This is a genomic window from Paenibacillus polysaccharolyticus, from assembly GCF_900102085.1.
Lineage (GTDB): Bacteria > Bacillota > Bacilli > Paenibacillales > Paenibacillaceae > Paenibacillus > Paenibacillus polysaccharolyticus.
Window position 1 is genome coordinate 1 of the sequence record NZ_FMVM01000020.1, and the last position, 13,082, is coordinate 13,082.

The following is a 13,082-nucleotide window of genomic DNA, read 5'->3' on the forward strand; positions in this document are numbered from 1 at the left end:
GCTCATTTTGAATCTGACGAGATTAAAAATCTCATTTGTGTTCCAGTTTTCATACAGCCAGATGGCATGTACCAAAAACCTTCACGTCATTCTGCGAGCAGAATGTTTACTCACTCGTTGTTCAGTTTTCAAAGATCAAACATATTCAGTCACCGTCACTCATTCGCTTCAGCAACTTTTATATCATATCACTTCCAAACCAACTTTGCAAGCTCTTTTTTTCAAGTTTCTTTTGAAGCTTGTTTTCATTTGCTTGCCGCACCGTGTAAACTGTGTTTTCTTGGCCGGATTTAGAATATATCATAACATGCAACCCTTTGGCAACTTGTAAAATATCCCATTAATAAATCGACTTTAGATCAAAACCATATAACATCAGCATGCTTCTATAATGATAATTGAAACTGCCCTCACACACTACATCCCTTTACTTACCCTACTCGTTTCAGCTACACATGAAATACACCTTATAGAATACTCATCATTTAAATCTATCCAAGGAATCCTGTGATACTAGACCAACTCTTATTTTTTAAATGGTTGTTCTCAGTTAGCTTGTATTAATCATACAACGCTTCCATCTAGCATTAGGGATAAAACTATCTAGGGTAACCTTTGATGCGTGTATTCTAGCCACTAAACAAAGCCCCCTAATTTCATATGCTATCTCGTTCCATGGGCAAATCTGGCCATCATCACGGTATCGTAATACTGTCCATCCGCATGCCGTCGATCTCGCTTGAGGACTCCTTCAATCTCAAAACCGCTTGTCTTATATAATCGTATCGCTTTATCATTCGTTGAAAGTACCTTTAACGTTACCTTTTCGATCCCTTGTTCATCCGCCCAATGTAAGGACGATTTCAGTAACTCTCTTCCTATACCATTTCCCCAGAAGGAACGGGCAACACATACCCCAAACTCGGCCTGATGCGAAAAACGCTTCAACTCAGATCCAGCACACCTGCAGTACCCGACAATGTCACCTGATGCCACAGCAACCAGAAACAGATTGTTACGTTTTGCGGTATCCATACAAATCAACTCTTGGAACCCCGAAGCATCAATGTAGGCTTCGCCCGCTTCACGATCCATATTATCCGTCTCACCGTCTAGCTGCACACGAAGTGAGCACAACGTATCGGCATCCTTTTCCACGGCTGAACGAATGGTATATCGCTTTCCTTTGAATAGGTACTCCTGATCATCAATGATCATCTCGCCTCTTTCACACCTTTCACGCTTAACATTAACAACATCATCAACTCTGTTTAGGCTACATTCCACACTCACCTTGTCATATTCTCTTCTATATACTGCTCCGTTCGGTGCGCCAACCTCACTCGATCTGACTTAGAATCCCGAATCTTCAACTTGCCAGACTGACAACTAATCCACTCAACCAATCTCTGACGGGCTTTTCCCTGTCAACATCTTGAACACCTGACTAAAATACGTCGCATTGCGGAACCCCGTCATCTCACTAACTTCGTACACCATATAATGTCCCGACTGTAAAAGCTCCATTGCCCGCTGGATACGGTATCCGTTCAGGTAGCTGACGAAATTCTCTCCGGTTACCCTTTTGAATAGCTGGCTTAAATACTTGGGATGCACAAAAAGACCTTTCGCGATGGCCTCGAAACTGATCTCCTCTGCGTAATGTTCCTCAACGTATTGTTTCACTTGAGCGATAAGTTTGTTACTTTTCTTCTCGCCCATCTCCTTGCGGATCTGCTCCAGCCATCCCTTAATGACGCCATCCATCCAGTTTATCAGATCATGCAAAGCATATTTAGACTGTATTTCACGCAGGAAGTCACTCATCGTGAGTGGAGGTGTCAGCATCGGCTGTTGCTTTTTCCAGCTATGCATCATCGTATCAAATAAACTAACCGCTACCACCTGGGCATCCTGAATGCTTGCACAGTTTCCCTCTTGTAGCGATTGGAATAATTGAAACCAGACCTCCTCCGCCTGATTAATCCGCAGATCGGCCCACGCCTCATCCCATTGATGAAGCAACAATGAATAATCTGTCGCGCTTCGCTCCACCTCTTCCGATGTCTCCACATGATAAATGCGGTTCCCACCCTGAAACTCCGCTCGTTCTACCGCTTCCCTGCTCTCCAGATAAGAATCGATGACCTCGCAGGGATGCTCTTTCACCCGACCAATGCCGGCGCTAACTTCAATTTTCAGATACGTAAAGATCTGATCAATCATCCGACCTACGAGAGTCTGCAAGTCCTCAAAATAATCCTTGTCTCCAAGCATAACGAGTACAAATACCTGATCCGAATAATCCACAACCTCCACTTGGCAATTCGCCATCTCAGCAGTCTGTTGCTTCACTGTCTCTTGGATGATATCCGCCGCTCCATAACGTAACAGTTGCCAGTCTCGCTCTTTCATACGTGTCATAAAACCTGGACGATTCAACTGCAAACTGACTGCACGAACCTTATCATAGATTTGAAACCCGATATAATCCATCCGTGCCTCGGGCAATTCGTCCGCTCGATAACGTGTGGTCAGCAATTCATGAAGAAACTGTTTGCGTAAGTAAGGGAGCACTCTTCCCGCTTCTTGTTTATACGTCCGCTCCAGCCGCTCTCGCCGCTCTCGCACATCTTGTTCCAGCAACACTTCCCGTAGCACTGACTCAATCTCTTCCACCTCCGCTGGCTTTAGCAAAAAGTGATTCACGCCCCAGCGCATAGCCGCTCTGGCGTTTTCGAACTCGTCATATCCACTAAGGATGATAATCGGCAAGTGGGGATAGTCACGCCGCAACTCCTGCGTGACTTCAAGTCCAGTCATGCCCGGCAAGTACACGTCGGTCATGACAAGATCCGGACGCACGCGCTGGAACAGCTCAAGTGCATCCACTCCACTCGCAGCTGTACCAGCAATACTCAGGCCCAAAGAGGGCCAGTTAATATGCTCGGTCAGCGCTTTAATAATATGCGGGTCGTCATCGACAAGCATAATGGTTTTCATCATTTTTCACCGCCCAGCCACAGATTTAAATGCTCTTCGGTCTCAATGCGCGGTAGTGTAATCTCCACCTCGACACCGCCTGAACTTCCATTCCGTAGTTGCACGCCATACCTTTGTCCACAATACAACTGAATGCGTTGATGTACATTACGAACACCGATACCTCGTGCATCCTCCATGTTCCAATCCTCCGGCAAACCTTGTCCATTATCCGTGATTCGAATGGTGATGTCAGCAACAGCCCCTTCCGCCGGGGCAATACATACTTGGATACGCAATGTTCCTTCCAATGGATGCCCATGCATCACAGCATTTTCAATAAAGGGTTGCAAGATGATCTTGGGGATATGACATCCACGTATACGTGGGTCGATCCGCTCCTCATATTGAATCGAGAACGGTAAGCGTTCAGATTGAATGCTGACGTAACAACGGGCATGCTCTAATTCATCCCTTACACGGATAAACAATCTGCCCCCACTCAGCCCGATCCGCAGCAGCTTGCTCAATTGCACAATCATACGACTGATGTCCTTGGCTTCATAATCAAGCGCACGCCAGTGAATCATATCCAGCGTATTGTATAAGAAATGAGGTTTGATCTGAGCCTCAAGCAAGCTGGTTTGTGCTTCCCGTTTCGCTCGACTCTCTTCTTTGACCTGCTCCATCAGCATCGTAAGCTGTGAAGCCATATGGTTAAAACCATAAGCCAGATGGGCGTACTCCTCTGTAAACGACAGTTTTACACGCGTATCGAAGTCCCCTTTTTCGAGTTGTCTCATTCGTTTGATCAGTTGGCGCAGAGGTCGAATAATCTGCCGTACAAACAAATAAGCAAGCACAGCCGAGCATAACAATCCAAGCACAGCGATGCCGAGAATCTGCCAGCCTGCTTGGCGCACCGGGGATAACAAGGTATAGACAGGAATCGTCTGCACAAGACGCCACTGAAGCATAGCAGGTCTGGAGTACAGCACCAACTCTGCTCCACCCGGTTGACCTGATACCACTTCGAATCCATCTTCTCCAGGCCGCGCATGCTCCTGAATCCAGGCACTATCTATAATAGAAGATGATGAGTCAGTCCCGTCCACCGTTCCTTGAGCTATGGTCTGCTTTTCTTCGGGACGTGATTGATCTTCTTGATCGGACTGACCTGTACTTCCCCCTGACGGATCAGCCTTCCCTATCTGCATCACCACATTGCCGGCGGTATCCACCAGTAGCACTTTGCCATCAAGCACCATTGGAACATCGGCAAACCTGCGTACGATATCTGCTCTGCTTAGACGAATGAGCACATAAGCGACCGTCCCGCCTCGACTATCATAGATCCGCTGTGCATATCCAACCAAGGATTGTCCCGATTCATTCTCACGTAACGGAACCCAAGCTGCGTCCGCCTTCTCCAGTGCGGCAAACCATGAATCATTCGATATAGCATCTACAGGAAAAATACGGTCAGCCATGGTAACTGTTACTTCATTAAAAGCATCCGTATACAGCTCAATTGAGGTAATCCCATCACTCACCACCATGGTATGATCCAGAATTTTTGAAACCTCTCTCCGCTGATGAATTTGTGCCAACCTGCCCGTATTGGATGTATCCAGCAAGTTAGACAACTCCCTGTTGCTTGCGAGCCCATAGGACGTGCCCGTTACCCCAGTAATAAAATCAAAGCCCCGCCTGGTGCTCTCATTCAAAAGAGCAAGACGTGCTTTGCTGATTTCGGTAAATGTGACCGCAGAGAAGGATTGGTAAGCCAGCCATACAATAATGGAGACAAGCAGCAAGTTAAACGCAATAAAGCAAGTCACCATCAATGTGGAGAGCTTGCTTTGTTGCAACTTTTGAAGAATGTAGGCAGACCATCTTGTTTTTCGCACTCGGAATCAACTCGTTTCGTCTTGGAATTACCCTTTGAGCCCAGAGGTCGCGATTCCTTCCACGAAGTACTTCTGACACACGATAAATACGATAAAACATGGCACAAGGGATAAAACAGACATGGCAAACATCGGACCCCAATCGGACTGTGAGCTCGAATCCAGGAACAGGCGTAGTCCCAGCGGAACGGTGTACTTGCTCACATCGCTCAGGTAGATCAATTGACTGAAGAAATCATCCCATGTCCACAAAAACGTAAAGATCATCGTCGTTACCAGTGCCGGAAAAGCGAGCGGGATAATGATTTTGGTATAGATTCTTACCGGGCCACAACCGTCGATCGTCGCTGCTTCATCCAGTTCTCGCGGCAATCCCCGGAAAAACTGTACCATAAGGAAGATGAAAAACGCGTCAGTTGCCAACCATTTTGGTACAACAAGTGGCAAGTACGTATTCACCCACTCCAACTGATTAAAGAGAATATACTGCGGGATTAGCGTAACGTGGTGCGGTAGCATAATCGTCATCAGCATTAGCCCGAAGCAGATCGCTTTGAAGCGGAAGTTTAGCCGGGCGAAGGCATAGGCCGCCATCGAACAGGAGATCACATTGCCCAGCACGGCTCCAAGCGACAGAACGATGGAGTTGGTCAGAAATTTGGAAAAGGCATTCCCCTGAGCGCCGGACCAGCCCGTCATGTAATTTTGCCAATTCCATTCCTTTGGCCAGAACCAAGTTTCTGTAAAAATCATGTGCCCCGGCTTGAACGAGCTGCCCAGCATCCATAGAACAGGATAGAGCATCACAAGGGCAATACCTGAAATCAGTACATGTTTGGTGACAATCCATGCTACGGAGTTACGTTGTCCAATCATGATTTTCCACCATCCTCATAGTGTACCCACAACTTGCTGCTGCGGAATACGAGCAATGTAAATACGCCGATCAGGATTACCAGCACCCACGCCATGGCAGAAGCATAACCCATCTGGAAGAAGGAGAACCCTTTTTTGTACAGATAGAGAGAGTACATCAATGTGGAATTTACCGGACCCCCGCTGCCGTTACTGATAATGAAGGCCTGTGTGAACGATTGAAAGGACGTAATCAGCTGCATAACTAAGTTAAAGAAGATGACAGGTGACAGGATCGGCAACGTGATATAGAAAAATCTCCGCATCGGACCCGCACCATCTACCGCAGAAGCTTCATCATACTCCGGTGGAATCTGTTTGAGTCCTGCCAGGAAGATGATCATGGATGAACCGAACTGCCATACAGACAACAGAACAATGGAATACAGTGCGTACTTCGGATTAGCCACCCAGTCAGGTGCTTTAATGCCTACCAACGCCAGTACGCTGTTGAGCAATCCGTCACCACCCAGCATTTTGCGCCACAACATTGCGATAGCTACGCTTCCTCCCAACAATGTAGGGATGTAATACACGGTGCGGTATATGCCAAGTCCGCGAATGCCTTTGTTGAGCAGCATCGCGACAAATAAGGCAAAAATCAGTTTGAGTGGAACGGAGACAGCAACGTAGGTAAATGTCACCTGAAGGGACTTGGTGAACAACTTGTCAGACGTAAACATGGTGACGTAGTTATTCAGACCGACCCAGTTCGGAGCGGCAAGAATACTATAATCGGTAAAGGAAATGTATAACGAAGCAAGCATGGGACCCAGGGTCAGAAATACTAATCCGACAAGCCAAGGAGCGAGAAAGAGCAGAGCGGCTCCATTATGGGCGTATCGACGTTTCATGCGCCGGGCGGCTACTTTCTCGATTCTGGCTTGACTGACCTGTGATGTCGTCATTTTCGCAACCTCCCCGCAGTATTTGAATTCATCGGAACGGTTTCCGCCAGGTGTATTTGTAGATATATATTTGTAGACATATCTACAAATACAGATACAGGTAAAACTCGTCTATAGCTACAAGTTCTATTCTCTTTACTGGCTTGATCCAAGCGTTGCTTTGGCGCCCTCAATAAACTGGGCAATGATGTCTGTCATACTACCTTGACCAAAAGCGATCTGTTCGCTTGCACTTTTGAAACTCGTGTCCACTTCAGCAAAACCTTGCGGGTATGGCGGGCTAATTTCACTGGAATGTTTGGATACCGTATCAATGAATTGGAAAATGACTTTCTCTGCATCTGACAGCTTCGGCTGCATCTGCTCACGGATGCTCGCATTGACTGGCACACCGCGCTCTGATCCAAGAATCGCTGTCGCTTCAGGGTCATTCACCATAAAGTCTATGAACATAGCTACTTCTTTTGGATGCTTGGATTTCGCATAACCGGACAGGAACTGGCCTGGCTTCAGATACTCACCGATCCGTTGTTCGTTCACACCATGTGGCAACACTTGAATGCCAAGCTTATGATCCTGGTTTTTGTTCACTTGTTGGAACGTAAGCAGTTGGTTGGACCACGCAAAGTCCATAGCCGCTGTACCCAAAGAAATCGGTCTGGTTTCGAGTGCATTGGTTGTGGAAGCAGCGACTTCAGCGGATGTAGCTCCTCTGTTCTCACGCAATGCAGCCCACATCTCAAACCACTCTTTCAATTGGTCACTTGTTGCTGTCATGGTGCCATCCTCAAACAACCCTTTACCGGACTGGCGTACAAATACCTCAAACATATTCGTAGCACCGGAAATGTCAGCCGAACCGTAGAATCCGTCTCCCTTCGCTGCAGCAATCTTGGCTGCTATCGCTGAGAAGTCGTCCCATGTCCAGCTTTCCTTCGGCTCTTCAATGCCCAGTTGCTGGAATAATGTTGCGTCATAAATGACACCTGGCGCATTCACCCCAAGGGTGATGGCATATAGTTTATCGTCGATCGATCCGGCTGTAATCATGCTCTTGTCGTGGTCTTTGATTCGCAGCTCTTTATCTGCATATGGCGTCAGGTCAAGCAAAGCACCGCGCCGTGCAAAGTCCGTCAGAAACGCGTAGTCCATCTGGATGATATCCGGAGCGTTCGAACCGGCAACCTGAGTCGTAAGTTTGTCAAAATATCCATCCCAGCCCGAATATTCAGCTTTAATCGTAATGCCTGGATGTTTCTCTTCAAACAGTTTGATCACTTTTGTTGTCAGATCATGTCTGGTCTGTGACCCCCACCAGGTCATGCGCAGTTCAATTTTGTCAGAAGTACCGCCTTGGCCTGAATCACCGGAAGATGCCGGTGTGCTTGAGGTTCCTCCAGAACAGGCTGTAGCGAATAATAACAGGGACAGGCAGAACAGGGTTACCCACTTTTTGGTGATGATCATGAATGAATTTCCTCCCCTTTTGCTTATATGAAATCGCTTACAAAAATATTGTAATCGCCTGTCTCTGTACATGACATAAACAAAAGTAAGCTATCCTGTCAAAAAAGTAAGGGGTTCACAGGAAAGAAAAACCACCGGAAACCACATTCCCGGTGGCGCTTATCTCTTCATGATGAACAAACCTAAAAAATGAAGCAGGTGGGAAGCTGATACAACCTCGTTCTATCCGGAATGTACAGTAGACGCTGTAGACTTCGCCGTGCGCTCCGATAAATGTTTCTCCATTTTGGCTACCTCTGTTCCAGCCAGCATCATGATCCCGATCCCATGGTTGTCATTGGTAACCGTCCGCAAATCTTGATCGTAGTATTCAGCTGTGAATGCATATCTTGATCCGCTACATACGCCGTGAACGTTCCCTTGACGGTCAATGGCGTTGCTCACTAGTCCCTTCCAAGCCCGCTGAGCTGCCGTAACGTATGCCGAAGGATCTTTAAACCAGCCGAAACGCACACCGCGTGCGAAACCATACGCAAACATAGCTGTACAGGAGGCTTCCAGATACGTTTCCGAATGATTCAATACTTGATGCCAGAGCCCGCTCTCACTTTGCAGTGCTGCATAACCCTCGCATAGCTCGTTGAAAAACTCGATTAAAGCGGGACGCTCCGCGTGGTCTTCAGGCAATGCCTCCAGTACTTCTGTCAGGGAGAAAAGAGTCCACCCGTTACCACGCCCCCAAGGAATCTGAGTCGCCTGTTTATATTTGAAATCATATACATGAGACATGATCTTGTATTCAGGCATAAACAAATATTTGCGATACAATGAAAACTGTTTGGCCGCTTCATCGAGTGCTTCGGATTTCCCTGTCACACGAGCATACCGCACAAGGAATGGTGTACTCATGTAAAGGTCATCTGCCCACATCGTATTCTCGGCATATTCCCCAGCACATGTCCGATAGAACGCCCCATCCGCTTGACGCTCCAAACGGTTAAGCATAAAGTCCGCGATTCGTTCAGCAATGGGAAGGAAGGTTGGTTCCTTGCATTCCGTATATGATTCCAACATCGCTGAGCCGAAGGAACCACAGTTATCCAACATTTTCAACATAATTAACTGCTGATTAATAGAAGGGAAACCGTACTGCTCACGATCCCATAGAGAATACTCATACATCTGAGTGCATGACTGTACATGTTCTGCGGCATAACGGGTAATATCTGTTCTTTGCATATATCGTCCTGCCTGGAGCAGGCCATAGACGGTGACACCCAGCGGGTAATCCCAACGTCCATAGTTGGTTACACTACCCACGGTCCATTTATTGCTCAGCATCGCATTTTCATAATAAGGTCGGATGAACGTATCCGGCCGATCCAAACGCCAGTACGTCCGCCCTGCTTGCGAAACGCCGCTAGTTCCTGTGCCTTGTTGTCCTGCATTAGTCCGGTACACACGATCCAAACGCATCAAATCTGCAAGTTCTGGCTCGGCTCCAGATTCAAATGGACCTGCATAGAACCAACATTCTTCCAATGCTCCCTGCACTCGTTGCGGAAGCTCCAACTGAAGAGACTCTGTACCGACAGAAGCTTTCAGGTCAAATCCCCATGAGCCAGCACCGGCTTGACATTCACTTCTTACCAGAAGATCATTTCGGCCAAATGTAGCTTCAACCTCCACTTCAAACGATCCTGCGTTTTTTATTGTTGCAACTGACTTGTCCCCGAGCCAGATCTGTATTGGACCAGAGGATTGTCCAGATAATCGAACCGGACGTCCAGAGGTATCACGATTGTTCAGATTCGTCCATGCATAAGCGTGTCTGCCTGGAAGCAGTCCATAGATTCGTTCCAAAGCCGATTTATTCTGATCAGAAGCAGACCACTGGGTCTCTGGCAACCATTTTAGATTACTCTCTCCTTGACTCGCGAGCAGGTTTGGCTGGGCTTGTGCGGATGTAACTGGTTCAGAGAAGACCCATCCCGCTTGCCCCGAACGCTCTTGAAAAGGAGCAAGTACATTCAGAATACGTACTTTGCCTTCATCGGAACCGAACTGGCATCCGAATCCGGCAGGGGTGTTTTTCATCTCCAGCCACACGGTATTCCAGCCGGGCTCGATGTCGATTCCAAGCTTCACCGTGGCATCTGGCGTTATCTCATCAATGACCGTAGAACGGTAGATCAACTCGTTGTTAAAATAAAAACGTACCGGTCCATAGCAACGTACCAGCACATCGAGATTGCGATTCTCATCCCCCCATACCAGCGCTGCGGCGTAGGAGATATGATCTTTCGGCGCGTCTGGAAAGCGTTTACCAAGATTCAGATCATAGAGCCCTTTATCATTTTGCAAAATGCCGGATTGCTGAAACGCACGGTATACAAAATCAGCCTGTGCATTGGCACCAATATATCTCTCGGCAAGCACCTTCAATACCTGCTCCTGATTTTCTCCGAATCGATAATACATGCTCTGCGGTTCACTGAAATACGTTGTCATTGAATGCCACATTCCTCTCATGTTGAAGTACTTCTCAATCTTATAAAAGCCCATGCTTGTTTACAGGACGTTGTTCACTTATTTTCATGATATAGATATAGCGCTTAACCTCAATGAGGATACCCCTTTATGAGCAAGCGACAGAGTTTCTTTTACCCTTCGTATCAATTAATAATCCTAGTATAACTGACACAGCTCATGGTGGCTACAGATTTTTGTTTACGCTTACACTGTACTCGCAAATCCTCGCTTTGCTTACCAAAATCAAGAAATATATGGTACATGTGACAATCATGGTTAAAAGAAATTCGAGACGCAGCCGATATATACTAGGTAGTTTAATAACAACCCATACTAATTTGGAAAGGACAGATTTATATTGAATACGCTTGAATCTCTGGTCAATACGATGCCTTTTGTACGTCAAATGTTCCGTGACGATATCTCCATATCGATCAATGATCATGAAAAGGTATTATATTTCTCCGAAGCCCAAAGTCTAGATATTGGTGTAAAAGCCGGCGACGAACTACATGATGACTACAAGCATTTCAAAATGCTGAGCAATAAGGACTCCCGCACCGTTGTGCGCATGCCTGGTGATCTTCAGGGAAGGCCGTTCGATTCCATCCTCATCCCTGTAAAAGAAAACGGACAAGTAGTCGGCATCCTGGGGGTCAACTATGCACTTGATAATCACCTTACACTGGAAAAGCTGATTAGCGAAAGCGAAACAACAATTAACTCCCTTGTTGGTGGCATTCAGCAAATTGCAGCTCATTCGGAGCAGCTGTCAACAACCTCGGAGGAAATTTTGCGAAATTCTCAAAAGGCATCCGAAAATTCGATTAACGTCACAAAAGTCACTAACGTGATTCGTGAAGTCTCCGAGCAAACCAATCTGCTTGGATTAAACGCAATGATCGAGGCCGCTCGTGTCGGTGAGCAAGGCGCCGGATTCGGCATCGTAGCTAGTGAAGTCCGCAAACTCTCCGATCATACGAAACAAGCTGCGTCGGATATAGAGACCTCTCTGGGCAGTGTGCAGCATTCCATGAAATATATGGAGCAAGAGATTGGCCAGATTACGACAGCAACTGGAGATCAAGCCAAGCTTGTGACTGAATTCATGCAAAGTATTGAACAACTGAGTGAGACCAGTGCAAATCTAAAAAAGTTTGTACAGCAGATGCTTACGCTTGAGTAAACTTGAGTAAGTCAACCCTAGCCACCACGAATTACATAAAAAATAGCCCTATTACGACACACCAAGAGCCTCCGCAGTCATTCCCTGTTCGGGATATGAGCGGAGGCTTTCTATCTACATGATCGAATATAGCATTCAGGCGTACACGAGAAAGAGAATGTACGTGCAAAAGCATAAACTCGGAAGATCCTTATATCTCTACCGCAACACCGAAATGATCGGATACGACAGGTCCCTTTTTACCATTTAACACAACGTTGGAGGTCTGCGCCTGAACAGGACGATTCGAGAAAATATAATCAATTCTTAGCGGTTGTTCATTGTTCGCCCAGCCGGCAATCGCTTTAACCACAGTAGCCCCGTCGTCTTTTTGTTCGGCTGTCGTATACAGATCATTCCAGCCATGTTCCATCATGTAATCGTAGCCTTGTCCACGAATCTCCGCGACATTGTTGAAGTCCCCCATCAGATACAACGGTTGATGCATATAAGGTGCAAGCACACGCTCGGTCAAATCCCATTGCCCCTTAAAAGGTTCCTGTGCATCATCCCACCAGTTATAATGTCCGTTCACAAACCATGTGGATGTGGACTCACCTTCCAGGGTAGTCTCAATCCCGACGATTTTGCGTGTTCGATAGTTGTTATAATCCCGCATGTGGGACACGTATTTGCCGAATGAACAAGTAATGGGTGTCCGGCTTAGAATCGCCAGCCCCTCATCGTATGTACGAAACCCGATATGTGTTGGAATCCAGGTCCAGTAATACGTCTCGGTTAGTTGCTGTAGCAGGACATGAGCGTAGTTATCCTTTTTGATCGTCACATCCGCTTCGGTTGCTGTATACGTCTGCAATTCCTCTTGGGTCAGAGCCGTTTCTTGAATCGGCTGGTTCACTTCTTGCATCGATATGATATCAAATTGATGTGTATTGATAAAATCAGCCAGCTGACTGATCTTGGTTCGTTGGTTTTCTTCTGCCCAAGCATGGACATTTAATGTAAGGATTTTCATCTCTATGCTCGCTCCTGTTGTTGAATATAGTCTTCATATGGCTGCCGCGCAGCCAGTACTGCTCCTGAAATGAATACATACGTTATAAGATAAGCATACACAATATGGAGTATTCGTGCAGTAGATTCGGATGACGTCTGCACGAGCATCTCCAGAACTGATATGAT

At 46.7% G+C, this 13,082-nt stretch carries 9 protein-coding genes; 1 reads left to right on the plus strand and 8 read right to left on the minus strand.

Annotation, left to right across the window (positions count from 1 at the left end):
- Nucleotides 1-663: 663 nt before the first annotated feature.
- The 7 genes from BLQ13_RS23830 to BLQ13_RS23860 form a co-directional block, all read right to left on the minus strand.
- Complete coding sequence (locus tag BLQ13_RS23830) at nucleotides 664-1,218, minus strand: GNAT family N-acetyltransferase (RefSeq protein ID WP_090924196.1); 555 nt, start codon at nucleotides 1,216-1,218, stop codon at nucleotides 664-666.
- A 180-nt stretch (nucleotides 1,219-1,398) separates the two neighbouring features.
- On the minus strand, nucleotides 1,399-3,006 hold the full coding sequence (locus BLQ13_RS23835) for a response regulator (protein WP_090924197.1): 1,608 nt from the start codon (nucleotides 3,004-3,006) through the stop codon (nucleotides 1,399-1,401).
- Entirely contained in the window at nucleotides 3,003-4,892 is a 1,890-nt protein-coding gene (locus tag BLQ13_RS23840) for a sensor histidine kinase (protein ID WP_090924198.1), read from the minus strand. Before BLQ13_RS23840 ends, BLQ13_RS23835 begins: the two co-directional genes overlap by 4 nt.
- A 27-nt stretch (nucleotides 4,893-4,919) precedes the next feature.
- Nucleotides 4,920-5,768, minus strand: coding sequence for a carbohydrate ABC transporter permease (locus BLQ13_RS23845; RefSeq protein WP_090924199.1), 849 nt, complete (start codon nucleotides 5,766-5,768; stop codon nucleotides 4,920-4,922).
- On the minus strand, nucleotides 5,765-6,715 hold the full coding sequence (locus tag BLQ13_RS23850) for a carbohydrate ABC transporter permease (protein WP_420848963.1): 951 nt from the start codon (nucleotides 6,713-6,715) through the stop codon (nucleotides 5,765-5,767). Before BLQ13_RS23850 ends, BLQ13_RS23845 begins: the two co-directional genes overlap by 4 nt.
- 135 nt (nucleotides 6,716-6,850) lie before the next feature.
- Complete coding sequence (locus tag BLQ13_RS23855) at nucleotides 6,851-8,182, minus strand: ABC transporter substrate-binding protein (protein ID WP_154891485.1); 1,332 nt, start codon at nucleotides 8,180-8,182, stop codon at nucleotides 6,851-6,853.
- Nucleotides 8,183-8,404: 222 nt separating this feature from the next.
- The gene (locus tag BLQ13_RS23860) at nucleotides 8,405-10,714 is read right to left on the minus strand and encodes a glycoside hydrolase family 88/105 protein (protein WP_244159439.1); all 2,310 of its coding nucleotides are present in this window, start codon (nucleotides 10,712-10,714) and stop codon (nucleotides 8,405-8,407) included.
- Nucleotides 10,715-11,072: 358 nt separating this feature from the next.
- Here BLQ13_RS23860 and BLQ13_RS23865 point away from each other — a divergent pair, with 358 nt between their 5' ends.
- Nucleotides 11,073-11,900, plus strand: coding sequence for a methyl-accepting chemotaxis protein (locus tag BLQ13_RS23865; protein ID WP_090924202.1), 828 nt, complete (start codon nucleotides 11,073-11,075; stop codon nucleotides 11,898-11,900).
- 190 nt (nucleotides 11,901-12,090) lie between these two features.
- On the opposite strand, the gene BLQ13_RS23870 is transcribed toward BLQ13_RS23865, so the two are convergent.
- Nucleotides 12,091-12,915: an endonuclease/exonuclease/phosphatase family protein gene (locus BLQ13_RS23870; protein ID WP_090924203.1), complete on the minus strand. Its 825-nt coding sequence runs from the start codon at nucleotides 12,913-12,915 to the stop codon at nucleotides 12,091-12,093.
- Nucleotides 12,916-13,082 lie beyond the last annotated feature (167 nt).

Bases quoted from the DNA above. Each gene is read 5' to 3' on its own strand.
- BLQ13_RS23860 (WP_244159439.1), bottom strand. From the start codon at position 10,714: ATGAGAGGAATGTGGCATTCAATGACAACGTATTTCAGTGAACCGCAG.
- BLQ13_RS23870 (WP_090924203.1), bottom strand. From the start codon at position 12,915: ATGAAAATCCTTACATTAAATGTCCATGCTTGGGCAGAAGAAAACCAA.
- BLQ13_RS23855 (WP_154891485.1), bottom strand. From the start codon at position 8,182: ATGATCATCACCAAAAAGTGGGTAACCCTGTTCTGCCTGTCCCTGTTA.
- BLQ13_RS23830 (WP_090924196.1), bottom strand. From the start codon at position 1,218: ATGATCATTGATGATCAGGAGTACCTATTCAAAGGAAAGCGATATACC.
- BLQ13_RS23835 (WP_090924197.1), bottom strand. From the start codon at position 3,006: ATGATGAAAACCATTATGCTTGTCGATGACGACCCGCATATTATTAAA.
- BLQ13_RS23850 (WP_420848963.1), bottom strand. From the start codon at position 6,715: ATGACGACATCACAGGTCAGTCAAGCCAGAATCGAGAAAGTAGCCGCC.
- BLQ13_RS23845 (WP_090924199.1), bottom strand. From the start codon at position 5,768: ATGATTGGACAACGTAACTCCGTAGCATGGATTGTCACCAAACATGTA.